The sequence below is a fragment of the Rhizobium sp. F40D2 genome (assembly GCF_051810745.2).
Taxonomy (GTDB): Bacteria; Pseudomonadota; Alphaproteobacteria; order Rhizobiales; family Rhizobiaceae; genus Rhizobium.
This window is the reverse complement of record NZ_CM131436.1, coordinates 1,955,887-1,980,335: the sequence shown is the minus strand read 5'-3', so window position 1 is coordinate 1,980,335 and position 24,449 is coordinate 1,955,887. Positions and strand designations below refer to the sequence as shown.

Annotated in this window: 29 protein-coding genes, 1 tRNA gene and 1 pseudogene; 17 read left to right on the top strand and 14 right to left on the bottom strand. The window is 60.9% G+C overall.

The features are described 5' to 3' along the window. Positions 1-231: 231 nt before the first annotated feature. Both ACS4RS_RS09535 and ACS4RS_RS09530 read left to right on the top strand, forming a co-directional pair. A pseudogene (locus ACS4RS_RS09535) lies at positions 232-1,460 on the top strand (L,D-transpeptidase family protein). A gap of 5 nt (positions 1,461-1,465) precedes the next feature. Next, positions 1,466-1,690 carry a sulfurtransferase TusA family protein gene (locus ACS4RS_RS09530; RefSeq protein ID WP_439011165.1) on the top strand — a complete coding sequence of 75 codons (225 nt, stop codon included), beginning with the start codon at positions 1,466-1,468 and terminating at the stop codon, positions 1,688-1,690. A gap of 234 nt (positions 1,691-1,924) precedes the next feature. Here ACS4RS_RS09530 and ACS4RS_RS09525 read toward each other — a convergent pair whose 3' ends face one another. The 4 genes from ACS4RS_RS09525 to ACS4RS_RS09510 all read right to left on the bottom strand — a co-directional run bounded on the left by ACS4RS_RS09525 (position 1,925) and on the right by ACS4RS_RS09510 (position 4,437). Continuing rightward, positions 1,925-2,422 carry a DoxX family membrane protein gene (locus ACS4RS_RS09525; RefSeq protein WP_439011166.1) on the bottom strand — a complete coding sequence of 166 codons (498 nt, stop codon included), beginning with the start codon at positions 2,420-2,422 and terminating at the stop codon, positions 1,925-1,927. Then, a complete protein-coding gene (locus ACS4RS_RS09520; RefSeq protein WP_439011167.1) occupies positions 2,419-3,201 on the bottom strand; it encodes an HvfC/BufC N-terminal domain-containing protein in 783 nt (260 codons plus the stop codon). Before ACS4RS_RS09520 ends, ACS4RS_RS09525 begins: the two co-directional genes overlap by 4 nt. Further along, positions 3,198-4,085, bottom strand: coding sequence for an MNIO family bufferin maturase (gene bufB, locus ACS4RS_RS09515; protein WP_439011168.1), 888 nt, complete (start codon positions 4,083-4,085; stop codon positions 3,198-3,200). Before bufB ends, ACS4RS_RS09520 begins: the two co-directional genes overlap by 4 nt. 64 nt (positions 4,086-4,149) lie before the next feature. Next, positions 4,150-4,437: a BufA1 family periplasmic bufferin-type metallophore gene (locus ACS4RS_RS09510; RefSeq protein WP_439011169.1), complete on the bottom strand. Its 288-nt coding sequence runs from the start codon at positions 4,435-4,437 to the stop codon at positions 4,150-4,152. On the opposite strand from ACS4RS_RS09510, the gene ACS4RS_RS09505 reads away from it, so the two are divergent. The 5 genes from ACS4RS_RS09505 (at position 4,436) to ACS4RS_RS09485 (ending at position 8,901) form a co-directional block, all read left to right on the top strand. After that, positions 4,436-4,810: a hypothetical protein gene (locus ACS4RS_RS09505; RefSeq protein ID WP_439011170.1), complete on the top strand. Its 375-nt coding sequence runs from the start codon at positions 4,436-4,438 to the stop codon at positions 4,808-4,810. The two genes, ACS4RS_RS09510 and ACS4RS_RS09505, sit on opposite strands and share 2 nt — an antisense overlap. Positions 4,811-5,128: 318 nt before the next feature. Beyond that, positions 5,129-6,106, top strand: coding sequence for a TRAP transporter substrate-binding protein (locus ACS4RS_RS09500; protein ID WP_439011171.1), 978 nt, complete (start codon positions 5,129-5,131; stop codon positions 6,104-6,106). Positions 6,107-6,254: 148 nt separating this feature from the next. After that, positions 6,255-6,833, top strand: coding sequence for a TRAP transporter small permease subunit (locus ACS4RS_RS09495; RefSeq protein ID WP_439011172.1), 579 nt, complete (start codon positions 6,255-6,257; stop codon positions 6,831-6,833). Between the two features lie 4 nt (positions 6,834-6,837). Then, a complete protein-coding gene (locus ACS4RS_RS09490) occupies positions 6,838-8,118 on the top strand; it encodes a TRAP transporter large permease subunit (protein ID WP_439011173.1) in 1,281 nt (426 codons plus the stop codon). Positions 8,119-8,127: 9 nt separating this feature from the next. Next, a complete protein-coding gene (locus ACS4RS_RS09485) occupies positions 8,128-8,901 on the top strand; it encodes an FCD domain-containing protein (RefSeq protein ID WP_439011174.1) in 774 nt (257 codons plus the stop codon). A 33-nt stretch (positions 8,902-8,934) separates the two neighbouring features. Here the strand turns inward: ACS4RS_RS09485 and ACS4RS_RS09480 are convergent, their stop codons facing one another. Together ACS4RS_RS09480 and ACS4RS_RS09475 are read right to left on the bottom strand one after the other, a co-directional pair. Next, the gene (locus tag ACS4RS_RS09480) at positions 8,935-10,122 is read right to left on the bottom strand and encodes a CobW family GTP-binding protein (protein ID WP_449313955.1); all 1,188 of its coding nucleotides are present in this window, start codon (positions 10,120-10,122) and stop codon (positions 8,935-8,937) included. Positions 10,123-10,146: 24 nt separating this feature from the next. Continuing rightward, entirely contained in the window at positions 10,147-11,280 is a 1,134-nt protein-coding gene (locus ACS4RS_RS09475; protein ID WP_439011176.1) for a serine hydrolase, read from the bottom strand. 187 nt (positions 11,281-11,467) lie between these two features. On the opposite strand from ACS4RS_RS09475, the gene ACS4RS_RS09470 reads away from it, so the two are divergent. From ACS4RS_RS09470 to ACS4RS_RS09440, 7 genes are all read left to right on the top strand, one after another. Next, positions 11,468-12,631: an amidohydrolase gene (locus ACS4RS_RS09470; protein ID WP_439011177.1), complete on the top strand. Its 1,164-nt coding sequence runs from the start codon at positions 11,468-11,470 to the stop codon at positions 12,629-12,631. A gap of 53 nt (positions 12,632-12,684) precedes the next feature. Next, positions 12,685-12,761, top strand: a tRNA-Arg gene (locus tag ACS4RS_RS09465). Between the two features lie 65 nt (positions 12,762-12,826). After that, positions 12,827-13,021 (top strand): hypothetical protein, encoded by a 195-nt coding sequence (locus ACS4RS_RS09460; RefSeq protein WP_439011178.1) that lies wholly within the window; start codon positions 12,827-12,829, stop codon positions 13,019-13,021. Positions 13,022-13,170: 149 nt separating this feature from the next. Further along, the gene (locus tag ACS4RS_RS09455; RefSeq protein WP_439011179.1) at positions 13,171-13,374 is read left to right on the top strand and encodes a hypothetical protein; all 204 of its coding nucleotides are present in this window, start codon (positions 13,171-13,173) and stop codon (positions 13,372-13,374) included. 22 nt (positions 13,375-13,396) lie between these two features. Continuing rightward, the gene (locus tag ACS4RS_RS09450) at positions 13,397-13,720 is read left to right on the top strand and encodes a hypothetical protein (protein ID WP_439011180.1); all 324 of its coding nucleotides are present in this window, start codon (positions 13,397-13,399) and stop codon (positions 13,718-13,720) included. 189 nt (positions 13,721-13,909) lie between these two features. After that, positions 13,910-14,107 (top strand): hypothetical protein, encoded by a 198-nt coding sequence (locus ACS4RS_RS09445; protein ID WP_439011181.1) that lies wholly within the window; start codon positions 13,910-13,912, stop codon positions 14,105-14,107. Between the two features lie 99 nt (positions 14,108-14,206). Next, positions 14,207-14,374, top strand: coding sequence for a DNA recombinase (locus ACS4RS_RS09440; RefSeq protein ID WP_439011182.1), 168 nt, complete (start codon positions 14,207-14,209; stop codon positions 14,372-14,374). 136 nt (positions 14,375-14,510) lie between these two features. On the opposite strand, the gene ACS4RS_RS09435 is transcribed toward ACS4RS_RS09440, so the two are convergent. Continuing rightward, on the bottom strand, positions 14,511-15,029 hold the full coding sequence (locus tag ACS4RS_RS09435; protein ID WP_439011183.1) for a DUF2937 family protein: 519 nt from the start codon (positions 15,027-15,029) through the stop codon (positions 14,511-14,513). A 144-nt stretch (positions 15,030-15,173) separates the two neighbouring features. On the opposite strand from ACS4RS_RS09435, the gene ACS4RS_RS09430 reads away from it, so the two are divergent. Both ACS4RS_RS09430 and ACS4RS_RS09425 read left to right on the top strand, forming a co-directional pair. Then, positions 15,174-15,434 carry a hypothetical protein gene (locus ACS4RS_RS09430; protein ID WP_439011184.1) on the top strand — a complete coding sequence of 87 codons (261 nt, stop codon included), beginning with the start codon at positions 15,174-15,176 and terminating at the stop codon, positions 15,432-15,434. Positions 15,435-15,540: 106 nt separating this feature from the next. Continuing rightward, positions 15,541-15,693: a hypothetical protein gene (locus ACS4RS_RS09425; protein WP_165503973.1), complete on the top strand. Its 153-nt coding sequence runs from the start codon at positions 15,541-15,543 to the stop codon at positions 15,691-15,693. 34 nt (positions 15,694-15,727) lie between these two features. Here the strand turns inward: ACS4RS_RS09425 and ACS4RS_RS09420 are convergent, their stop codons facing one another. Together ACS4RS_RS09420 and ACS4RS_RS09415 are read right to left on the bottom strand one after the other, a co-directional pair. After that, the gene (locus tag ACS4RS_RS09420) at positions 15,728-16,018 is read right to left on the bottom strand and encodes a BON domain-containing protein (RefSeq protein ID WP_439011185.1); all 291 of its coding nucleotides are present in this window, start codon (positions 16,016-16,018) and stop codon (positions 15,728-15,730) included. Positions 16,019-16,081: 63 nt separating this feature from the next. Beyond that, positions 16,082-16,732 (bottom strand): hypothetical protein, encoded by a 651-nt coding sequence (locus ACS4RS_RS09415; protein ID WP_439011186.1) that lies wholly within the window; start codon positions 16,730-16,732, stop codon positions 16,082-16,084. Between the two features lie 362 nt (positions 16,733-17,094). Here ACS4RS_RS09415 and dxr point away from each other — a divergent pair, with 362 nt between their 5' ends. After that, positions 17,095-18,285: a 1-deoxy-D-xylulose-5-phosphate reductoisomerase gene (gene dxr / locus ACS4RS_RS09410; protein ID WP_439011861.1), complete on the top strand. Its 1,191-nt coding sequence runs from the start codon at positions 17,095-17,097 to the stop codon at positions 18,283-18,285. Positions 18,286-18,288: 3 nt separating this feature from the next. On the opposite strand, the gene ACS4RS_RS09405 is transcribed toward dxr, so the two are convergent. The 5 genes from ACS4RS_RS09405 to ACS4RS_RS09385 all read right to left on the bottom strand — a co-directional run bounded on the left by ACS4RS_RS09405 (position 18,289) and on the right by ACS4RS_RS09385 (position 24,419). Next, positions 18,289-19,374, bottom strand: coding sequence for a sn-glycerol-3-phosphate ABC transporter ATP-binding protein UgpC (locus ACS4RS_RS09405; RefSeq protein ID WP_439011187.1), 1,086 nt, complete (start codon positions 19,372-19,374; stop codon positions 18,289-18,291). Between the two features lie 11 nt (positions 19,375-19,385). Further along, complete coding sequence (locus ACS4RS_RS09400; protein WP_439011188.1) at positions 19,386-21,308, bottom strand: beta-L-arabinofuranosidase domain-containing protein; 1,923 nt, start codon at positions 21,306-21,308, stop codon at positions 19,386-19,388. Positions 21,309-21,328: 20 nt separating this feature from the next. Continuing rightward, positions 21,329-22,192 (bottom strand): carbohydrate ABC transporter permease, encoded by an 864-nt coding sequence (locus ACS4RS_RS09395; protein ID WP_003589887.1) that lies wholly within the window; start codon positions 22,190-22,192, stop codon positions 21,329-21,331. Beyond that, positions 22,189-23,106 (bottom strand): ABC transporter permease subunit, encoded by a 918-nt coding sequence (locus tag ACS4RS_RS09390; RefSeq protein ID WP_439011189.1) that lies wholly within the window; start codon positions 23,104-23,106, stop codon positions 22,189-22,191. The genes ACS4RS_RS09395 and ACS4RS_RS09390 overlap by 4 nt, the downstream gene beginning before the upstream one ends. A gap of 74 nt (positions 23,107-23,180) precedes the next feature. Next, positions 23,181-24,419, bottom strand: a complete 1,239-nt coding sequence (locus tag ACS4RS_RS09385; protein ID WP_439011190.1) for an extracellular solute-binding protein — start codon at positions 24,417-24,419, stop codon at positions 23,181-23,183. Positions 24,420-24,449 lie beyond the last annotated feature (30 nt).

The following is a 24,449-nucleotide window of genomic DNA, read 5'->3' as shown; positions in this document are numbered from 1 at the left end:
CCCGAAAATCGCTGACACATTTCGGCATCATGTCCGAGACAAGTTCGGCTTTCAGCGATTGGGGCCAAATCTTGGCCACATTGATATTATCTGTAGCATTCGCGCTTGCGGGGATGTTCAGGGCGCGTCATAGGCTGGTAAGGATTTGTAAAGTATAAGCCGCCTATGATTCCGTCTGATGCCCGAACTCCATAGGCGGACCGGGTCGCATTATCTTTATGGGCTATTTGGATGCGCATACGTTATTTTGCCTATGTTTCCCTCATGGCGCTGGCTCTGACCGGCTGCAATGACGCGTTGGAAACCGCGCAGGTCGATCTCTCCAAGGTCAAGAACAAGGTCGAGCAGCCGCTTCCCCTCATATCCTCGCCGCCATGTCCGCCAAAGGCATGGACCGCAATTCGCCGATCATGATCCGCATCTTCAAGGAAGAAGGTGCCATGGAGATCTGGAAGGCGAAGACCGACAACCGTTTCGACAAGATCGCCGACTACAAGATCTGCGCCTGGTCGGGCCGTCTCGGCCCGAAGGTAAAGACCGGCGACCGGCAGGCGCCGGAAGGTTTTTACGATCTGACGCGCGCCAACCTGAATCCCAATTCGAAATATTATCTGGCGATCAATACCGGCTTCCCGAACCGCTACGACGCGGCGAACGGCCGCACCGGCTCCGATCTGATGATTCATGGCGCCTGCTCGTCCTCCGGCTGCTATTCGATGACCGACCAGCAGGTGCTTGAAATTTACGCCTTCGCCCGCGACGCCTTCAAGGGCGGCCAGGCGACCGTGCAGCTGCAGGCCTTCCCCTTCCGCATGACGGCGGAAAACATGGTCAAGCATCGCCTCGACTCAAGCTACGACTTCTGGAAGATGCTGAAGGTCGGCTACGACAATTTCGAAGTGACGAAACGCCCGCCCGAGGTGGCCGTCTGCGAGAAGAAATACGTCTTCAACCAGCAGGCAACCGATGGCGGCGCCTTCAATGCCGCCGGCAAATGCCCTGCCATGTCGACGCCGCCGGCGCTGACGGCCGCCCTTGCCTCCTACGGCAAGACCTATGATGCCGATTATGCCAAGGCGATGAGCAAATTCGACGGCATGGCCTGGTACGATCCCACAGAAGCCGAGCGCAAGGCCGTGGTCGCCAAGACCCGCAAGGGCCGGGAACTTGCTTATGCCCCGACCGGCACGTCGCTCGAAGCCGGCCGCATGGTCAAGGTCGCCGAACTCGAAGACCTGATGGCCAAGCGCACCGCGCAAGGCATTGCCGCCAAGACCGCGACGGGCGCCACGCCTATTGCTGCCCCTGCCCAACCGCAGCCAATGGCAGTCGCTGCCGCGACGCCCGCGGCCGTGCCGGTGCCGGTGCCCAACCCGCTGGCCTATACGGCGCCCGCGCCGCAGGAAACAGCGGAAGCCGCGGCAAAGAAGCCGTTCTGGAAATTCTGGGCGCGGAACTGAACGGCTTGAACCCCGTTCTCTACGATCTTCGCGGCCTGAAATGCCCCTTCCCCGTGATCAAGACGCGCAAGAAGCTTGCCGCCATGGCAAGCGGCACGCTCATCCGCGTCGACACCACCGATCCGCTGGCGGTGATCGACATGCCACATTTCTGCAATGAGGACGGCCACGAACTGGTCGAGACCGAAAAGACCGAAACCGGCCACCGCTTCCTGATTCGGAAGTGCTAAACCACGTCGCGATCTTCAGGTTCGCTCCCGGCGCATTAAAGCGCGTCGCATCAAACTTGATTCATGCGACGCGCTTTAGCTCTTTGTTTTGATGCATGTCGTTATCTCGGAACCGCTGCACGCTTCCGGGCGACATGCATTAGCACTTTGTTTTTACGTATGTTTTATCGCGAAACCACTGCACACTTTGCGCGGCATGCCCGAAAATCGGGGCCGAACAAGGCGCAACGCAGGTCATATGCGGCGCTGCATCACCAGTGGATCAATTGCGATCCTGCCACCGCCAAACACGACCAGTGCCAATGCCATCGCCGCCCAGGGCAGGTGGAAATTCGCCCAGCCATCGGGAATGGTCAGTTGGATAATCGCCGTCATCAGCAGCAAGCCGAGGGCGGCAAACCGCGTCCCCAAGCCGAAGATCAACAAGACCGGCAGCACCAGTTCGCCGATCCCTGCTGCCGTCGCCATCGTCAAGGGAAACGGATAAGGAATCTCGCTGCCGAATATATGGAGTCTAAACTCCTGTTCGAAGAGATATCTTGCCCCCTGTGAAAGCGTCAGGAATCCGTCCCATTTCGTCAATCCCGACTTGAAAAAGGGAATTGCGAGCGCGAAGCGCAGCGCCAGCAGCGGCAGCGACGGGGGAAGGGAGGCGAACAGGCCTTCCGTGCGTGTGACGAGAGCGGCAAGGGCAGCGCCAGCGCCGTATGAGGAGGCTGCTTCGGTCTTCATGGGACGTTTCCTTCATCCTGTTGCAGGGCGCTGAATGCACCGAGACTGGCAAGACCAATCAGCGCTGTTCCAAAATCGAATTCGGGGGCGGCGATCAATGCCGCCTCTGCTGCCGCGCCCAGCGTGGCGGCCTTGAACAAGCAGGCCGCGAAAACGGAGTCCTGCGGCGGCAGGATATGAACATGGACGGTCATCCCCGGCCGCACGACCAGCACATCCTGCGCTCGCCAGTCGGCGACCGGCATAACCATGTCCTGCTGATGCGCGCTCCAGATCGAGCCAACAGGATGGTCCGAACGGATCAAGTCCGCTGAAGGATGCGGGACCAGCCGCAAGTCGGCAAGCGTCTCGGGCGCCACGGCCGAGAGGGCCGCGAGATCGAGCGGCGCGGCGTCCGCCGCCTGATAGGCCCGCCTCCAGGCCGCTTCGATCCGGGCGACGTCGGCCAGATAGGCAAGATCACTCGCCGGCCGGAAGCTTGCAATGAAATCCGGAAAGTCGCCGCCATACTCGATGATCAGCGGTGATGCGGGTTTGTGATCCTGGGCATAGGCCCGCGCCATAGCGGTGAAGAATTGCTTTCCAACGAGCCGCTCCGTCACCGGAAAGTTCTGCGCCAATGCCCTTGTCAGCCCAACGAAGACATTGTTGCGGTAGATGGCGAACCGCGCAGCGTCGGTCGTGCCGCGCGCTGTGGTGATACCGTCCGGCACCGGTCGGTCGGCATGCAGCAATGCATCAGCAAAGGCGTTCTGGCTTGCGGCGAAATCCATTGTCATGCCGCCCGGATCCTACGCTTATTGCGGCCGAGCGCTTCGGCAGCGAGCATCGCATCCGCGCGGGCCGCCTCCGTCTGCAACGTCACGAAATCCGGGACGTCGTTGTCCCATTCAATCAGCGTCGGCAGCGGTCCGCTGCGCGCAAGCGTGTGCTCGTAGAGCGCCATCACATCGGCCTTGACCGCCGTACCATGTGTGTCGATCAGCAACCGGTCGCCGGCGTCGTCGACGGCCTCGTCGTAGCCGGCAAGGTGAATCTCGCCGACCAACTCGACCGGGAAGCGGTCGATATAGGTGGCGGCATCGAGCCGGTGATTGACCGCCGAGACCATCACGTTGTTGACGTCGAGCAGCAGACCGCAGGCGGTCCGCTCCGCAATTGCCGCCAGAAAGTCTGCCTCATCGATCGTGCTGTCGGCAAACAGCACGTAGGTCGCCGGGTTTTCGAGCAGCAGGCGCTGTCCGAGCGCCTGCTGTGTTTCGTCGACATGATCGATGACGCGCGCCAGAGTTTCCGGCGTATAGGGAAGCGGCAGCAGGTCGTTGAGAAAGCCCGTGTCGTGGGTCGACCAGGCCAGATGTTCGGAGAAGCTCTGCGGCCGATAGCGATCGATCAGGCCGCGCAGCCGCTTCAGATGCGCCTTGTCAAGCGCGTGCGCTGCACCGATCGACAAACCGACGCCATGCAGCGAAAGTGGATAGAGTGCACTCACGGCTTCCAAATAGCGATGCGGCGGCCCGCCGGCGCCCATGTAGTTCTCGGCATGCACCTCGAAGAAGCCGATATCCGGCCGATCGGCGAGAATAGTCTCATAGTGCTCGGGCTTGAGACCAAGGCCGGCACGGGCGGGCAAGGCGGAAGTTGGGATTTTCGAAGCGGACATCGCGGTTCCTCCCGATTTGTCGGATAATGGCGGGGACCCGTGTAGCTGGGCCCCCGCTTGACGGTCAGCCCTTCATCGGCTCCAGCTTGCCCATGTGACCGTCGACATTCATGCTGGTGCAGGTACCGGCCGGCACAGCCTTCCAGGAGTTGGCCTGATAGTCCATCGTCGAGGTGCCTGCGCAGGTCGTGCCGGCGCCTGCGGCGCAGTCGTTCTGTCCCTTGAGCGCGATGCCATAGCACTTCTCGTTGCCGACCATTTTCTCAGCCGGCAGCGGGGCGGCGAAGGCAACGGACGCAAAAGCGGTGGCGAGCGAGCCGGCGAGGGTAAGGGTGAGCGTCGAACGGTTCATGAATGATCTCCTCTTGGATGTTCCGCCGGCCGGTTATCGGCCGGGTAATTCTCCATTCGGTTCGGCAAGGCCTTCTGTTACGCATGGCAACGAACACGAATTCGTGATCGACAATATGGTTTGTTCGACACCAAAGCGCGTCGCATCAAACTCGATCCCTGCGACGCGTATCCAACGTGTGACAGCGGCTTTTGCGCGCTTGATGACGCACGCGTTCGCGCCGGAATCCGGCTCCCGCAGTCTTGCCAAGCGGCAGGATCAATCAGAAGCCTGTCTGTGCATCTCCAAATCCCTGGCCCTGCTTACCGACGAAGCCAGCGACCGAACCAACGGAGAAAATTCATCATACAACTACGCAGCTTTTGTATGTTGACATTATACTTCGCTGGTTTTAGCCATAGTGAGCCGATCGGAGGAGCGGCAAAAATGGAGGAGGCTGATCAATCCAAGTCTTCTGTTTCCATAAGAAGAATAGCGGGAGTGCAGACATAAGCGACTGCCCCATCCGACCGATGAGCAGGTCGATGCACTTTGCTATGTCTCCGAGCTTCTTCTTAATTTGCGCGACGTTCAACTGAGCCTGACCATTGGTGTCTGGCCGGGGAATATCGCAGGAAACACGCGGCGCATTCAGGATGTTCAGGCAAGCCGGGTACTGAGAATTCATCGTCATGCAAAATGGGAGGAGAGCATGGGAAATTTTGTTAAACTGGCGGCGGGACTTATCGTTGCCGCCTCATTCATGGGCACCGCGGCCAGCGCTCAAACGGTGCTAAAGTCGTCGGATACTCATCCGGACGGATATCCGACCGTCGAAGGCGTCAAATATTTCGGTGAACTGGTGAAGGAGCGCACGCAGGGCCGCTATTCGGTTGAAGTGTATCATTCGGCCCAGCTCGGCGAAGAGAAGGACACAATCGAGCAGGTGCGCTCCGGCGTAATCGAACTGAATCGCGTGTCGATGGCACCTTTCAACGGTACGGTGAAAGAGTCGATCGTTCCAGCACTGCCCTATATCTTCCGTTCCGAAGAGCACATGCACAAGGTCATGGACGGCGCCATCGGCGATCAGATCAAGAAGGCATTTGAACCAGCTGGCCTCGTCGTGCTTGCCTTCTACGATGCCGGCTCGCGCTCATTCTACAACAAGACGAAGCCGATCAACTCGGTCGCCGACATGAAAGGCCTGAAATTCCGCGTCATCCAGTCCGACATCTTCGTCGACATGGTGGCGGCGCTTGGCGCCAACGCCACGCCGATGCCCTATGGCGAAGTCTATTCGGGGATCGAAACCGGCGTCATCGACGGCGCAGAAAACAACTTCCCGAGCTACGACACCGCCAAACACGCGGAAGTGGCGAAGAACTACTCGCTCGACGAGCACACCATTCTGCCGGAGGTGTTCGTGATGAACAAAGCGGCGTTCGATAAGCTGACGCCGGAGGATCAGGAGATCTTCAAGCAGGCTGGCAAGGATAGCGTCGCCAAGCAGCGCGAACTCTGGGCAGCCAAGGTCGCCGAGTCACGCGTCAATGTCGAAAAACTCGGCGCGCAAATCACCACACCGGACAAGCAGGGCTTTATCGAAGCCATGGCACCGGTTTACGAAAAGCACGTCAAAGACGACGTACTGAAAAAGATGGTCGAGGATGTAAAGGCTGTACAGTAGCCTTCGCCTGCCTTCCTCTTTTGCGGAAGCGCTGTGACGTATCGGGGGTGGACGCTTATCTCCACCCCTTTCACCCTTCCGTTTCGTCCACTTTTTGATCGGTCCTCCCGATGAGGGAGAATGTCCGCCCGCTTTCGACGAGGCCCTCATGCCGAACAATCTGACACCCGTCACCAACTTCCTGGCGCGCCTGAACAACGCCGCCCTGTGGATCGCCGGCGCCGGTCTGGTGCTGATGACGGCCTTTGTCGCCTGGCAGGTATTTTGCCGTTATGTACTGAACGACTCGCCGAGTTGGACGGAGCCGGGCTCGGTCATGCTGATGAGCTGGTTTATCTTCCTCGGCGCCGCTGTCGGTATCCGGGAGAACAATCATCTTGGTTTCGACGTGCTGCTCTATGTGCTGCCGAAATCCGGCAAACGTGTCCTGCGCACGATCTCGGATGTGGTCATTCTCGCCTTCGGTGCAGGGATGATCTGGTATGGAGGCGCGCTTATGAGCCTCACCTGGAACACGACCCTGCCGTCGCTCGGTATCTCAGGTGCGTTCGATTATCTGCCGCTCGCCGCCGGCGGTGTACTCGCCGTGATCTTTTCGTTGGAGCGCATTGTGCTCCGCCTCGCCGGCGAACCGATTGACGATGTGCTGGATGAGGTTCTGCCGGCAGAGATAGCCGTCGAGATCGAAAACATCAATGCCGACCCGAACGCCAAGATGAAAGTATAGCACGATGGAACTCTGGATTCTGTTCGGTGTTTTCACCACCTTGATGCTGATCGGCACGCCAATCGCCTTCTGCCTCGGGGTCGCCAGCTTTGCTACGGTACTCTATATGGGTCTGCCGCCCCTCGTCGTCTTTCAGCGGCTCAATTCCGGCATGAGCGTTTTTTCGCTGCTTGCCATCCCCTTCTTCATCTATGCCGGCGACCTGATGGTGCGCGGCGGCATCGCAAGCCGCATCGTCGCCTTCGCAGCGTCACTGGTCGGCCATGTGCGCGGCGGTCTCGGCCAGGTCAACATCGTCACAGCGACGCTGTTCGGCGGTATTTCCGGTTCGGCAGTGGCAGAGGCCGCAGCCGTTGGCGGCCTGATGATCCCACAGATGAAGCAACGTGGCTACGGCACGGATTATGCGGTCAATGTGACCTCCATGGCGGCGCTGATCGCGCTGCTCCTGCCGCCTTCCCACAACATGATCATCTATTCGATCTCTGCCGGCGGCAAGATATCCATTGCCGACCTGTTCACCGCCGGCGTCCTGCCCGGCATATTGCTCGCCGTTGCGCTTATGGTCACCGCCTACTTCGTCGCGCGCTCGCGCGGTTATCCGACGGAGCCGTTTCCAGGCTTGGCCATGGTAGCTCATTTGCTGGCGGTCGCATTGCCCGGACTTCTGCTGATCGCCATCATCTTCGGCGGGGTGAGATCCGGCATCTTCACAGCGACGGAAAGCTCATGCATCGCGGTGCTCTACGCGCTGTTGGTAACCCTCTTCGTCTACCGGCAGATGAGTTGGAAAGACTTTGTCCACGCCACGCACGGCGCCGTGCGCACGACGGCAATGGTGCTTCTGATCATCGGCACTGCCGCCGCCTTTTCCTGGCTGATGGCCTTCCTGAGGGTGCCTGCCTCGCTCGTTGTCTGGATGAAGAGCGTCGCGGACGACCCGCTGACAGTGCTGCTCCTGCTCAACGTGCTTATGCTGGTGCTTGGCACCTTTATGGACATGGGACCGACGATCATCATCTGCACGCCGATCTTCCTGCCGGTCGCGCAGGCTTACGGCGTCGATCCGGTGCATTTCGGCGTGATCATGATCCTGAATTTCGGGATCGGGCTGAATACGCCTCCAGTCGGCGCTGTGCAATTCGTGACGTGTGCAGTCGGAAAAATTTCAGTCTGGGAGGCTATGCGCTCGATCTGGCCGTTCTACGGCGCCGGCCTCGTGGTGCTCGGTCTAGTCACCTACATCCCGGCAATTTCGCTATGGCTGCCGGCTGCCTTCAAATAGGAGATCGACATGGCGGCCGATACAGCCGTTGAGCTAAGGATCGAGCGAAGGCCGAAACTGTCCGAGGGGGTGGTTTCGGCGCTCCGCGCTCAGGTCGTGTCCGGCGTCTACGCGCCCGGGCAAAAGCTGCCGACGGAGAACCGGATGGCGGAGCTTTTCGGCGTCAGCCGCACTGTCGTCCGCGAAGCGATCGCAACCCTTGCGGCCGACGGCCTGGTCGAGGCGCGGCAAGGCGCCGGCGTCTTCGTCATGAACCATCCAACGATTGCCTTCGGCTCGATCAGCCTCGATGCCGGCAACAGGATTTCCCATGCGCTCAACGTGATCGAGGTACGCATGGGACTGGAGATCGAAAGCGCTGGACTTGCTGCGCTGCGACGCAATGCAGCCCAGGAAGCGCAGATCCAAGAAGCCTTCTTCGAATTCGACCGGCTGCTCGAGCGCGGCGAAGCGACGGGCAAGAGCGACTTCGCTTTTCATCGGGAAATCGCCGCTGCTACGAACAATTCATATTATGTGGAAGTTCTCGATGCGCTCGGCATGCGGGCGATTCCCTGCGACGTCGCATCACCCTGGGGCACAGACAGCACCTTGTCGCGTGACTATCAGGAAGGCCTGCAGCGCGAGCATCTGGCGATCCTGAAGGCGATATCGGCCGGCGACCCGGAAGCTGCCCGCGCCGCCATGCGCGCCCACCTGACCGAAAGCCAGGAGCGCTATCGCAGGCTGCTGAGCGGCCAGCAGGCAAGATGGCTTTCAGGCACCGGTAAACACAGCGGCTGAAGAAGATCGCGTAACAGCAAATGTGAAAACGCTCTAAATCCGCATGCCGGGAATGGCGAGGGGATTGTCGGACAGCGCCGCGCGATCCGGCATGTCGATGCGCGGCTTGCCGAGGAAGGCGTCGAACAGATCTTTCACGAAGGCTTCCGGCAGATCCTTGGTGATCAGCACCATGCGTGTGCGACGGTCGCTGGGATCCGGCCAGGCGGCAAGCCGCACCGGCGGATGGAAGATGCTCTGCACGCCATGTAGCACCAGCGGCCGGTCCAGCCGGTCGGAGACGGAAACGATCGCCTTCATTCTGAGCAGCTTCTCGCCATGGGCCGAGCGCAGGAGATCGATGAACATGTCGAGCGCCATCGGGTCGATCGGCTTCTCCTCGATGATCGAGAAAGAGCGAATCGAGGCATCGTGACGGTTGACCTCATGCGGGTGCTGATGCGCGTGATCACCATCATGATCATGATTGTGATGACCGTGATGGTGGTGGCCGTGGTGATCCCCGTCATGATGATGATCGTGCGGAGCATGATTGTGATGCGCCTCGTGCGCATCCTCGTCCTGCAGCCAGCGGCCGACATCGGCGATCTTCGTTGCCGGATCGTAGAGCCCATTGACGAGCACCGCGGCGCTGCCCGCCTCAGCACTGTCGGCATCCATCATCGCGGCGCGCGGGTTGAGGCTCCGCAGCCGCTTTTCCAGCCCGTCCGTTGCCGCGGCCATCGCCTTCTTCGAGACGATCAGCCGGTCGGCGACCGCCGCCTGCTTGCGTGCTTCCTCGTGATTGTCGAGCGTCTGCAGCCCGTTCACCGCATCGACGACGGTCACGACGCCATCGAGCTCGAAATTCGTGGCGATGATGGGATTGCCCATGATCGCCTGCATGACCGGGGCTGGATCGGCAAGGCCGGTCGTTTCGATGACGACACGCTTCACCGGCTTGACGCGGCCCGTCTGAACCGCGTCCATCAGGTTTGCCAGCGTATCCACAAGCTCGCCGCGCACGGTGCAGCAGAGACAGCCGTCCGAGAGTTCGATGATCGAATCGCCGGAGCTTTCGACCAGGAGATGATCGATGCCGACATCGCCGAATTCATTGATGATGACGGCCGCATCCTTCATCACGGGATCTTTGAGGATGCGGTTGAGCAGCGTCGATTTGCCGGCGCCGAGAAAGCCGGTCAGGATGGTGACCGGAATCCTGTCGTTGAGCGCGCTCATGTCGTTTGACCTTAAAAGCCTATCTTAGAAAGATGTCGGGCGCGGCATCGGCACCGGCACGTTGGCAATGCCGCCCGCCGTATCGCCGGTCGCCACCTTTTCCGGCTGTGCCGCCGGCTGCGGATCCTGACCGGGAATGAGGCCGGCAAAGACGAAGCGCGGATCGTGGTCCATTTCCTGGATATAGGGCGATTGCACCCGCATGCGGCCGACTTCGTCGCGCGTTTCACTGCGCACCTTGGCGCCCTTGGCGCTGCAGATGTCGGCGGAGATGTCGGTCACCTGGTCCTGTCCCTGCCCGTAGGGCCGCAGCGAACCCAGCGTTTCATTGCCGGGAAACTGGGTGGTGAAGCCCTTCTGCAGAAGGTTCGCCGTCGCATCGGCGCGCGCCGCAAGGCTGTCGGTGCCGAGCACGACCGAGACGATGGTGCGGCCGTTGCGGGTCGCCGAACCGATCTGGTTGAAGCCCGAGGCGCAGATGAAGCCGGTCTTCATGCCGTCGGCGCCGGCGAAGCGGCCGATCAGCATGTTGAGGCTCGGCACGTTCTGCTGGCCGTTGGTGAAACCTTCAAGCGCGAAATAAGAGGCATATTGCGGAAAATCGCGGCGCAGCGCCACGGTCAGCACCGCAAGATCGCGCGCCGTCGTATACTGACCCTTGCCCGGCAGGCCGTTCGGATTGACGAAATGCGAATCCGTCATGCCGAGCTTCAGCGCCTCGCCGTTCATCCGCGTCACGAAGCCTTCCTGCGTGCCGCCGATGGCTTCGGCGACAGCAACGGCGATGTCGTTGGCCGATTTCACCATCAGGATCTTCAGTGCGCTGTCGAGCGTCAGCTTCTGGCCCGGCTTGAAATACATCTTGGCGGCCGGCTGCGCGGCGGCGCGCTTGCTCATGACGACAGGCGTATCGAGGCTGATCTGCCCGGCCCGGATCGCATCGAACACGGTATAGACGGTCATCAGCTTGGTCAGCGACGCCGGATACCATTTGCGGAAAGCTTCTTCATGTTCGAGCACGCGGCCGGTCTGCACATCGACGAGAATATGCGGATTGGCCGCGGCGAACGGAACCGAGGCAAGAAAACCAGCCGTCGCGGCAACCGCGAAACTCAGCGGCCGCAAGGCGGCAAACAAACGGAAGTGGCTCGTCGACACGCTTTGTCCTTCGAATATCAGGAAAATCTCGAAACCTTCCCCTATTTAGCCTATATGGCTATGACATGGCAAAGGTCATTGACTAAGTAATTTCCACAGGCTCACGCCTCAGCCTCCTCACACCCCCCGCCTCACGTCCTTGTGATGCGATGAACGATTGCCGGGATTTCATAACAGGAACGCCAACATGCCGATTTTGAACAGAGCCGCCGAATTGCAGGACGAGGTTGCCGAATGGCGCCGTCATATCCACGCCCGGCCCGAGCTGCTCTTCGCGGTTGAGAACACGGCCGCCTTCGTCGCTGAAAAGCTCAAGGAATTCGGCGTCGACGAAATCGTCACCGGCATCGGCCGCACCGGCGTCGTCGGCCTGATCAAGGGCAAGGGCGAAGGCCGCCGCACCGTCGGCCTGCGCGCCGATATGGACGCCCTGCCGCTGACCGAAATCACCGGCAAACCCTGGGCCTCGAAGACGCCGGGCAAGATGCATGCCTGCGGCCATGACGGCCACACCGCCATGCTGCTCGGCGCTGCGAAATACCTGGCCGAAACCCGCAATTTCAACGGCAATATCGCCGTCATCTTCCAGCCCGCCGAAGAGGGCGGCGGCGGTGGCAACCTGATGGTCAAGGACGGCATGATGGAGCGCTTCGGCATCGAAGAGGTCTACGGCATGCACAATCTGCCGGGCCTGCCTGTGGGACAGTTCGCCACCCGCAAGGGCGCGATCATGGCGGCGACCGACGAATTCACCGTCACCATCAAGGGCCGCGGCGGCCACGCCGCCCAGCCGCACCGGACGATCGACCCGATCGCCATCGGCGCCCAGATCGTCGCCAACCTGCAGATGATCGCCTCGCGCACCGCCGATCCGATCAGCTCGGTCGTCGTCTCGGTGACCAAGTTCAATGCCGGTTTCGCCCATAACGTCATCCCGAACGATGCGACCTTCGCCGGCACGGTGCGCACCCTCGACGCCGAGGTGCGCACGCTGGCCGAGACCCGGTTCCGCCAGATCGTCGAGGGTGTGGCCGCCGCCCACGGCGCCGAGGCCGAAATCAGCTTCCACCGCAACTACCCCGTCACCGTCAACCATCCCGACGAGACCGAGCATGCGGTGGCCACTGCCAGTGCGATTGCCGGCGAGGGCAACGTCAACGCCGAAATCGATCCGATGATGGGCGGCGAGGATTTCTCCTACATGCTGAACGCCCGCCCCGGCGCCTTCATCTTCATCGGCAACGGCGACAGCGCCGGCCTGCACAACCCGGCCTACGACTTCAACGACGAAGCCATCGCCCACGGCATCTCCTACTGGGTCCGCCTGGCCGAACAACGCTTGGGCCTCTGACAACAATTAAGGCTTGGCTTCGCGCCAAGCCTTTTGTATGCATGGCATCCAGTGGTCCCGTAGCTCAGCAGGATAGAGCACCAGATTCCTAATCTGGGGGTCACGCGTTCGAATCGCGTCGGGATCACCACCAATCCCCCAATCATTACCACCGGCCCGGCACCTGGGGAGATCATCGCCGGCGTCGGCGATCTTGTGCAGGCGCTCGCCGGCAACAAGGAACTGAAGGGTAAGATGCTGGCCGACCACCTCAAGGCGTGGACGCCCGGCTCTTCGCTCTGGTACACGAAGATGGCAACCGATCGGCTGGCATTTCCTTCTAATGACCGCGAATCCATGCAACGTGGAACGCGACATGAAAGACCCTTGCCGAAAGAGCCGCGTATTTAATTTCATAGAGCCCGATGGCTTGTGGAGAAGTCGAACAACGTGGGTAAAGTCGAAATAACCTGCAAGTTTCGCCCTACAAGTTGCCGGACGGCTTCAGCGACTCAATCAGTTGTGCCCTACTGAGAACGCAACTTGAGAGGAATCTTATCATGGCGCTTAGATCGATCGGTATAGATGAGTTCGATAACTTCCAATTCGACGAACAGGGGCGACTGCACTGGAGAGGCGAGCCGGTGCTGCTGGAGAAGCGCGTCCGATTGGAAACCTATCAAATTGTGCTCGCTACCTTGGCCGCCGCGGGGGCGTTCGCCGCAGGTTTGCACCCTTTCGGCCATTCTTTTGGGTGGTGGTAGTTTTCCAGCCGGAGGCTTTAGGATGGAAGAAATCGAGATCGCCGGACAAATCATGCTGCCCCTAGGCGGCAGCGTTGTAATGATGGACTATGTCAACTGGCAGAACCGATCGTGGTTCGCCCCTGTCTGGCTGGAAGACATCACCACCGGCCAAATTAGGCCTCTGCGTCTGGTCGCTCCTCGATACGCACCAGGGTTCACCGCTCCTGCTGGGCTCGAAGTGTTACAGATTTTCCAGAACATGCCCTTACCCGAGTCGGTCTATCAGCAAGGGCATGTGCCTACCGAACTCGCAACCCTGGTAGAGATTATCGAGAACCCACCAGTGTTTAGGCAACGCAGCTAGTTGGCAGAGGGTTACGGCGCCCGCCATAGTCCGTCACCCGGCGGCGAAACCAGCTGGCATTATCTTCAAGCAGGGTTGGCGGATTCGAATACCCGCCATAAGAACGAGCTCCGCAAGAGTTATGGCGACAATCCATAGCGAGAAGAACCCTTATCGCTCTCAATCGGGGGACGTATGCGAGATTTCAAAGTGATCACGAAGATTGTCTTGGCGATCGGCGGCCTCTTCGTGGCCGGTATGGTGTTGCTCCTGGTGGTCTTCGGCTGGTCCTCTTCGAATGCGCAGCAGACCAACGGAGAATGCTCGATGCTCATCATCGAGAGGAAGATTGAGCCGGCAAACGCTGCAACCGAACACCGGCGGGCGTGCATGGCATCTAGGGGCTAGGCATCCAGCCGCAATGCTACGTCGACAACTTCACTGTCGCCTGGTGCTTCATCCCGAGGTGGATGTTCTGGGTCAATAAAATCTGAGGGGATTGGAACCATGTCCGCACATTCGCTGCGCGCTGGATTTGTCACGTCGGCTGCAGAGAAACGCGCCTCCATCAGCCGCATTATGGAGGTGACCAGGCATGAGATCCGCGGGACAGCCGAGACCTATGTCCGCCGCGCCGACCGCTTCAAAGACCATGCTGGCGATGGCTTCATGTGAACATGACCACGTTGATGAAAGGATGAACGATGCATTGCGGAAGGCGGCTGCCTTATAGCGCCCTTCGCAGATCCTCTGCAAAAGCTGGCGGCCGTCGGCGGCTAAATCATCTTCCAAAGCTTGGCTAGCCTCATCATCACATTGAGGAGCCGTCGGCTCGCCGTGTCCTCACCGCGCGTCGCGCCCCCAATCCCAACAGCGCCGCCACCAGCCAGCCACCGACAAAACCGATCGCACCCCAAACCAGACCCGCAAAGCTGACCGGCACACCCGGCACAAAATCGCGCCAAGTATTGGCGAACACGACATCGTCCGGCTCGCCGAGTAGCACGAAGGGCTTGGCGACCGGGGCGGCGGTGCCGAGTTTCAGCTGCTGCGACAACAACGTTTCATAGCGCGTGATCGTGCGCTGCATGGAAACGCCCCGGTCGCGCAGGAAATCGTCGGAGGACTGCGCGTAGGTGTTCAGCGCCTGTTGGCGATCGAGGTGGTGGTCGGCTGCCTGCCTGTTGAAATCCTCGACGATGACCCGCAATTCGTCGATCGCGCCGCCGATCCGCTGGCGGTATTGCTGGGCAAATTCCGGCGCCTGCGAGAAGACCGTGGCTCCGGCAAGACCGGCGACGATGGCGATGATCCTTGCAATCGGTCCCATTCTCGATGCCTCCAGCTCTGCTCTGCGGTAACGATCCGCGGCCGCAAAGGTTTCTGTTCGACACAATCGGTAACGCTATGTGATTGAACCGACAACGCTTCCGGCGAGTTGCTCCCCTGACCAACTGAGAAAGAGAGGCTTGTCATGAAACGGATTATCCTAGCCTGCACGCTCGCTGCCGCATCGATCTTTTCCGCCATGCCGTCCCAGGCGGCCAGTGTGACGATCACCACGGGTGATGAGCGCCCGTACTACCGTGATTCTGAACGTCCCTATTACCGCCATCACAGCCCCTATTACCGCCACGATATGCGGCGTTACGTTTCCCGCGACTGCTTTACCAAGACGGAGAAAATCCGCCGTCACGGTCATACGATCATCAAGGAAACCCGGGTCTGCCGATAGGCCGATCCACACACAAAGCCCGGCTGATCCGCCGGGCTTTTCATTTGATCTTCTGGTGCGGAACTTCGCTATATCGGCCGCGTTATTCGGCAAAAGGAGTAACGTCATGCGTATCAAGATGACTCTTCTGGCAATCGCCTATGTCGCCGTCAGCGCCGTGCTGCTTGCCATCGCCTATCAGCCGCACGGGCCGGTGGCCCTGCAGAAGACGGATCGCATGGCCGGTTCGTCCTTCCTAGTCGAGCGCTTCGCCGGTTGACCGGGCTGAGCACTGATGGAGAGATAACGGCGCGTCAATGCCGTTCATTGATCGGAGGCCCGCCGAGCAGAATCCGGTTCTGCACCGAATGCACGCCTTCCACGGCCATCGCGACCGCGGTCGCCCGTTCGATCTCACCAACGGTACCAACCGTACCGGTCAGCACGATCTGATCGTTTTCCATCGTCACTTCGACATCTGATGCATCGATGCCGCCGGCAATCGCCAGCGCGTTGGCGACGGCGGCTTCGACCGATGCACGATTGGCAATTTCCGTTTCCATCTCGGGCTCTAGCCCATGAAATGTCTGTTCCTTGAACACCATGATCCGTTCCTCCTTAAAGTCTGCGGAAGAAACGCCCCTCGGCCGGTTTTGGTTGCAGGGCCGCTACCAGTTGAGGCGATAGCGCAGGTTGACGCTGCCAGCCTCATCTGGCGAAAACGGATTGCTCACCGAGGCATCGAGATTGAGGTTGGGCAGGATCGCCTGATTGACGGCAACCGAACTGGAAAAATCGCCGCTGGCATTGCTAATGCCGGCGCCTGCCGAAAGCGACGTTCCCGTCCAGGGATGGATCAGCTTCAGTGCCTGCGACGCCGTCACCGAGGCCTGTTTGATATCGACCGCGTCATATTGCACGCTGATCGACCTGCTGGATTGCATGTCGAGCGAATCCGACAGGATCCAGCTGCGCGAGCGGCTGAGCGTCAGCGCGCCGCTACCGCGCAGCGTATCGACGCTGATCCTTGCGCCCCGCTGCGATTGGCCGGCCGGAGTGACGTTTGTCCTGACGATCCTGCCCCAGAGCATTGCCTGCTCGGAATCGGGAAGCGGCGCCCCACCTTTGGTCGAGGCGAGCGCAATATCGGCGCCGGCGCTGGTTTCCCATTCGGCCGGCAGGCGGAAACCCATCGTCGCCTTGTAGGATCGGTCGGAGAGTTTGGCCGGCGACCAGATCAGCAGATCATCCGCCCTCGCCGCAGGGGCGAGCGAGAGGAGGATGGCGAAGAGAATACAGGTTGCTTTGACTATCGTCATGAAATCCAACGTTTTCACGGACACGGGGGCTGCAGCGCACATGAATGTGCCCACAGCGAACGTAATGAGGGATTGCAGCCAAGCCGCCTATCCCGGTTTCATCCTCGATTTTAATGTTTGGCCGGAAAGGCCGTCGGCACTTCAGTGCCAGTTTCCGAAGGACGCCGTAGCGTCCCGAATTGCCTCTGCGACCGCGAACGGCGCGACGGATTTCGAATCCGCCGGCAACGTCACAAGGATCACATCCAGCCGCGGCTCTGTAAACCCCTTGAGGCATGAAATCTGCTGCACCGCACACTTGCCGCCCCCTGCAAAGCCTAGTAGAGCCTGAGCCTACGAGAGAAATTTTCGCGAAATTGCAGATAATGACCGGCAAAACCGCGCCGCGGCGCCTCAGCATCTTCGGCTCGACCGGCTCGATCGGCCAGAACACCCTCAATGTCGTCGATCACCTGGGCGGACGGGAGAATTTCGAAATTTCCGTGCTGACCGGCAATGGCAATGTCGAATTGCTGGCCCGGCAGGCGAAAGCCTTCGGCGCGCGGATGGCTGTGACGGCAAACGACCGGCATTACGAATCGCTGAAGAGCGCGCTTTCGGGCAGCGGCATCGCGGTCGCATGCGGAAAATCCGGCCTGATGGAAGCGGCCGACCGGGACGCCGACTGGGTGATGGCGGCAATCGTCGGCACCGCGGGCCTGGCGCCGACGCTGGCCGCAGCAAAGCGCGGCGCCGATATCGCCCTTGCCAACAAGGAATGCCTGGTCTCGGCCGGCGACCTTTTCATCGCAGCGATCCGCAAGGGCGGCGGCAGGCTGCTTCCCGTCGACAGCGAACACAATGCGATCTTCCAGGTGCTGGAAGAAAACCAGCGCCATGCCATCGAACGGGTCGTGCTGACGGCTTCGGGCGGGCCCTTCCGCACCGCCTCGCTGAAGGAGATGGCCGGTGTGACGGCGGAAACCGCGCGCGCCCACCCGAACTGGTCGATGGGCCTGAAGATCTCGATCGACAGCGCCTCAATGTTCAACAAGGCGCTGGAGATGATCGAAGCCCGCCATCTGTTCGGCCTGACGCCCGAACAGATCGAGGTCATCATCCATCCGCAATCGATCATCCATTCGATGGTCGGCTATACCGACGGTTCGGTGCTGGCCCAGCTCGGCGCCCCCGATATGCGCACCGCCATCGGTTATGCCCTGTCCTTTCCGCGCCGGCCGAACCTGCCGATCGAGCGGCTGGATTTTGCCAAGCTCGCGAGGCTCGATTTCGAGGCGCCGGACGAGCTGCGGTTTCCGGCCTTGCGGCTGGCGCGCCTGGCGATGACGCGCGGCGGTGTTCAGGGCGCGGTGCTGAACGCCGCCAAGGAAGTGGCGCTCGAAGCCTTCATCGAAGGGCGGCTGCCCTTCCTCGCCATGGCCGAGATCACCGAAAGGGTCATGGACGATCTGGCCGGCCTGCCGCCGGCTGAAGACATGGACGATGTCTTCGCTGCCGACCGGCAGGCTCGGCAAAGGGCGGCGGATCTGATGAAGCTGGAGATCGCCGGCTGAAGTTTACCGCAGCCGGTTGCCGACCTCGTCGAACAAGCGGCAATCCGACGGTTCGAACAGCAGGCCGACCTGCTCGCCCGCCGCGATGCTGATCGGCGACCGGTGCTCGACGGTCAGCGACTGGCCGTCGGCGAGCTGACAATAGAGATACTGCGTTCCGCCGAGATATTCCGAGAAATCGACCGTGGCCGTCAGCTTGCCCGACCGATCGGGCGCCACCTTGAGATGCTCCGGCCGCAGACCGAGCGTCACCGCGCCTCCGGCCGGCCGGCCCGTGCCGACTAAGGCGGTTTCGATGCGGGCGCCGGCAACCTCGACCAGTCCGCCCTCGCCCCAGCGGGCATTCAACAGGTTCATCCTCGGCGAGCCGATGAAGCCCGCCACGAAGGTATTGGCGGGATCTTCGTAGATCTGCCTTGGCGTTCCGGCCTGCTCGACACGGCCGTCGCGCAGCACGACGATCTTGTCGGCGAGTGTCATTGCCTCGGTCTGGTCGTGTGTGACATAGATCATCGTGTTGCCGAGTTCGCGGTGAAGGCGGGCGATCTCGATGCGCATCGACACCCTGAGTTCCGCATCGAGATTGGACAGCGGTTCGTCGAACAGGAAGACATCGGGCTTGCGCACGATCGCCCTGCCGATCGCCACGCGCTGCCGCTGGCCACCGGAAAGCTGTCCCGGCCGCCGGTCCAGAAGATGGTCGATCTTCAGGATGGCGGAGGCCGCCTTGACGCGCGTCTCGATCTCGGCGGCTTGGGTGCGCGCCATCTTCAGCCCGAAGGCCAGATTGTCGCGCACGCTCATATGCGGATAGAGCGCATAGGACTGGAAGACCATGGCGATGCCGCGCTCGGAGGGATCGAGATCGGTGACAACACGTCGCTTGATCTCGACCTCGCCGTCGGTCACGTCCTCAAGACCGGCGATCATGCGAAGCAGCGTCGATTTTCCGCAACCGGACGGGCCGACGAAGACGACGAATTCGCCCTCTTCGATCGTCAGGTCGATCCCGTGGACCACCTGCAGATTGCCATAGCTTTTGCGCACGTCCTGGAGCACGACGCTCTTGTTAGCCATACCGTTCGTCATCCCCAAACGACCTACTTGTCCGACTGGACCCAGACGAGCATCTCTCCGGGCGCGCGGTTGTCCCAGAGATGATAGGGCACGAAACGCGCGGTGGCGACCTGCCTTTGAGCCGGCGCATTGCGGTAGAGCGGTGTTCCCCAGTTCGACGTCTCCTCGCGCTCGACCTTGAGATCAAGCGCGACCGCATCGTTGAGATCCTTCAGCACGACGGTTTCGGCGGTCGGAAGTTCGCGGGGCAGGACGATGGCGTTTAGATCCTCGCCATTGTCGGTCGTCTCGACGCAATAGACCAGCGGACCGCGCATCAGTGCGACGCGGCCGGCATCCTGGCGCACCTTCGGATTGGCATATTGCGGGCGAAGCGAAAGCGGCAGGTGGAGAGCGACACGATCGCCATCGGCCCATTGGCGATCGATCCTGGCATATCCGTCGCGGATATTGGCTGCGAGATCGAGCATTTCCCCATTGACGCTGAGGGTGGTACCTTCAGCCCAATCGGGAATGCGCAGCGACAGCGCGAATTTGGCCGGCGCCTTGAGTCTGGTGCTAAAGGCGACAGCTCCGTCCCACGGGTAGTTGGTGGTCTGCGCGAGTTCCACGTCGGCGCCGTTGGCAAGCTTCAGCCGGGCGGTGCTTTCGCCGTAGAGATGCACGGCGATTTCATCGTCCGAAACGGCATACATATAGGAGCCGATCGACGTCACCAGCCGGGCGATGTTGGGCGGGCAGCAGGGGCAATGATGCCATTTCCAGCGGTGGTGTTTGCCGGCACTTTCGAGCGGATTGTCGTAGAAGAAGGTCTTGCCGTCGGTGGAAAGGCCGGGCAGCGCGCCGTTATAAAGCGCCTGTTCCATGATGTCGGCATAACGCCGGTCCGGACCGCGCCCGAGCATGCGGCTTGCCCAGAACACCAGGCCGACCGCGGCGCAGGTCTCGGCATAGGCCGTGGCGTTCGGCAGGTCGTAATAATCGGTAAAACCTTCATTAGAGGCGGCCGGGCCGATTCCGCCGGTGATGTACATCTGCTTGGTGGTCAGATCGTCCCAGAGCGTCTCCAGCGCCGCCGTCAGGCTGTCGTCCTTATATTCGGTGGCGATATCGGCCATGCCGGAATAGAGATACATGGCGCGCACCGCATGGCCGACGACCTTTTTCTGCTCGCGCACCGGCTGGTGGGCCTGCGCATATTCATAGGTCTTCTGATGATAGTCGGACAGGCTGCGGCCATCTTTTGCGGCCTCCGCCGTGAAGAAATGCGGCTCGGTGCCGCGCTCGTCGATGAAGAATTTCGACAGCTCGAGATATTTCTTCTCGCCGGTGACGCGGGCAAGCTTGACCAGCGCAAGCTCGACCTCCTCATGGCCGCAATAGCCGGGGAGCTGGCCTTCGCCATGGCCGAACATGGTGATCATGTAATCGGCAAAACGGCACATGATATCGAGCAGCTTGCGTTTGCCGGTCGCCTGATAATAGGCGACCGCGGCTTCCATCAGATGGCCGGCGCAATAGAGCTCGTGATGGTCGCGCAGGTTGGTCCAGCGGCGGGCCGGTTCGACGCGCTGGAACCAGGCATTGAGATAACCGTCCTTGTCCTGCAGTCTCTCATACATGTCGATGATCTCATCGGCGCGCGCCTCCAGCTTCGGGTTCGGCCGGCGATAGAGCGAATAGGCGATGGTCTCGATCGACTTGCCGAGATCGGAATCCCAGAACATCTGCGTCGTCCCGCCCCAGGGCTGAATGGGAATGACGACGCCGGGGCTCGGCTGGTTGACGTCGATCGCCTTCAGCATGCCGGCATCGACGCAGCGGTCGAGCAGGGTCTCGGCGGTGGAATTGCAGACGGCGTCCTGCCATTTGCCCCAGAAGCCGCCGAGCTCCACATCGGGAACGGCGACGGGACGAAACTGGCGGTCGTTGCTTGATTTGGTCATGGCTTCGACTTTCCCTATGATCATTTCACCGCGCCGGCCATCAGCCCGCGCATGTAGTAGCGTTGCAGGAGCAGGAAGACGATCAGGCAAGGGATCGTCATGACGACGACGCCGGCCTGCACCGCTCCCCAGTTGATGGCGCCGAGCCGTCCGGCGCGAACCGCCGTCATCAGCACCGGCAGGGTGTATTTCTCATTGCTGGAGAGCAGCACCAGTGCGGCGAGAAACTCGTTCCAGGCATTGAGGAAGGCAAAGATCGCCACCGTCGCCACACCAGGCAGCACCAGCGGCAGCAGAACGCGGGCCAGAAGCCGGAGATCGCGGGCGCCGTCGATGCGGGCCGCCTCTTCGATCTCCTTCGGCACCGCATCGAAGGCGTTGCGCATCATGAAGACCGAGAAGGGCAGCTGCAGCGTCACATAGACGAGCGTCAGCCCGAGCAGCGAATTGTTGAGACCGAGCTTGGCCAGGATGATGAAGAGCGGCGTCAGGATCGACTGGAACGGGATCATCAGCGTGGCGATGATCAGCACGAAGAGCGCATTCTTCATCGGGAAGCGATAGCGCGAGAAACCGTAGCCGGCGAGCAGGCTGACGGCGACGGTCAGCACCACGGTGGCGACCGAGACGAACAGCGAATTGATCATGTGCCGCCAGATGCCGGCGCCGAACGTATCGAGCAGCGCATAGGCATCGAAGCTGACGCCCGATGTCGGCCATGGCGGCAGCGGCGGCAGGCTGGCTTCGGTCCCCTGGCGGAAGGAGGCGAGCAGCGTGATCGCAAACGGCGCCAGGAAGAAGATCGAGATGGCGATGCCGGTGAGATGATAGGCGGATTTTACGCGGATGGCCTTGCGGGCACGGCGTTCCCTTGAGGTGCTCATGGACGCTCCTCCCCGACGCGCAGCAGCCAGAGCTGCACGATGCTGATCGCCACCAGGATGGCGAGAAGCACGATCGACAGTGCCGCGCCGTAACCGAGATTGAAGGAGACGAAGGACTGGTTGAAGATGTAATAGACCACCGAGATCATCTTGTTCTGCGGTCCGCCCGAGGTCATGATGTAGAACTGGTCGAAGGCGAGGATCGAGCCGGTGACCGAGACGATCAGCGCCAGTGCGATCGTCTTCCGCATCAGCGGCAGCGTCAGATGCCGGAAACGCTGCCAGCGGCCGGCGCCGTCGATGCGGGCGGCCTCCGTCAGCTCGGACGGAATGGCCTGCAGGCCGGTGAGAAGAATGATCATGGTGAAGCCGGCGATCTTCCAGACGACCATCACCACGATCGTCAGAAAGGCGGTGTCGAAGGTCGCCAGCAGATTGGGGCTCTTTTCCAAAAGACCGAGCGCTTTGAGGGCCGGGCCGATAAAGCCGCTATCGACATTGGCAAGCCAGACCCAGAGCAGCGATGCGGTGGCAAGGCCGACGACGACGGGCAGGAAGATGATGGTGCGATAGGCGCTGACGAACTGCCGTTCCTTCTCGACGAAGATGGCGAGCGGAAAGGCGACGGCGAAGATGGCGATGGTGACGATCACGGTATAATAGGCGGTGAAATTCAGCGCCGTTACGAAGCGGGTGTCGTTGACCATGCGGTAATAATTGTTGAAGCCGATCCAGCGCGACGCCCCCATCAGCGGCCAGTTGTGCAGGCTCATCCATCCGGTGAACAGAACCGGCATGATGAAGAAGACGATGACCAGCGCCATGGCCGGCGCGATATAGGCAAGGCCGCGCCAGTTCGATTGGCGCCGTCGCCTGCGCCGAGGCAATAGGATCTCTGAACCGGAACCGGTCATCGAAACGCTCCGCATCTGTCGGTTGGGATTGGCCGGGAAGCTGCCACCGCTCCCCGGCCGCGGCCGGGGGAGAGTTACTGGCCGCTATCGATGATCGATTGCATTTCCGACTGGGCGCTCGAAAACGCGCCGTCGACATCGTCGCCGAAGATCGCGGCGTTGGTAAAGCTTGCCCACGGGCCGTTGGCGCTGTTGATCAGGTCGTTGAACTGCAGCGTATAGGGCGTCTTGGCGACACTGATCGCCTTGAGGCCGACCTGCATGCGCGGATCGAGACCTTCCAGCACCTTGTCGGCAATATCGCCGCGTGTCGGAAGGCTGCCGTATTTCGCCATGATCTTCTGGCCGTCTTCCGAATAGACATATTCGAGGAAGCCCTTCACCGCATCGATCTTCTTCGTGCCCTTGGTGATGACGAAATTGTCGCCGCCGGCAAAGGACGAAGGCTTGCCGTCGACGCCGGGGATGAGCGTCACGCCGAAATTGATGTCGGGATGCTCGGTCACCAGCGTGCCGATGGCAAAGGCGCCGAGGCTCTGCTGGCCGATCTTGCCGTTGGTGAAGGTCAGGAAGTTGGCGCCGGTGTCGCTGGCCGCACCCGCCGGCACCAGGTCCTTCTTGACCATGTTGCGGTAGATATCGACCGCCTTGCGCATCTGCGGGGTATCGAGCGTCGCCGTCTTGCTGTCAGCCGACAGGATATCGGCGCCGGCGCCCCAGGTGAGCGGCGTGAAGGTGAAGATCATGCAGCCGCCGCAGCCGCCGCCAGAGAAATAAAAGCCATAGGTGTCGTCACCCAGGGCCCGGATCTTCTCGGCATTGGCGGTGATTTCATCCCAGTTGGCAGGCGCCTTTTCCGGGTCGAGACCGGCTTTCTTGTAGAGATCCTTGTTCCAGGCGAAGACCGATGTCTCCACCGAGAGCGGCAGGCCGTAGATCTTGTCCTGATAGGTGCCGAGGCGGACATGCGAGGGCGACAGCGAGTTGAAATAGGGCAGCGATTTCGCCCAGTCCGTCAGGTCTTCCAACTGGCCGGCGGCGGCAAAGGCAGGGTTATAGATCAGATCCATCGACAGGGCGTCGGGCGCCTGTCCGCCGGCGATCGCCGTTGCATATTTCTGCACCAGTTCGGAGAACGGCACTTCGGTCATCACGATCTTGTTCTCATGGCCGGAATTATAGGCTTCGACGACCTTCTTGAAGGCGTCGCCGATGCCCGAGCGAACCCACATTTCGACATTTTCAGCCGCAGACGCAGCCGAAAACAGGCATAAGGTAGCGATGCTGGTCGCCGCCAAAAGACGCTTGATCATGACACTCCTCCCGATATGGCGCATCTCCCT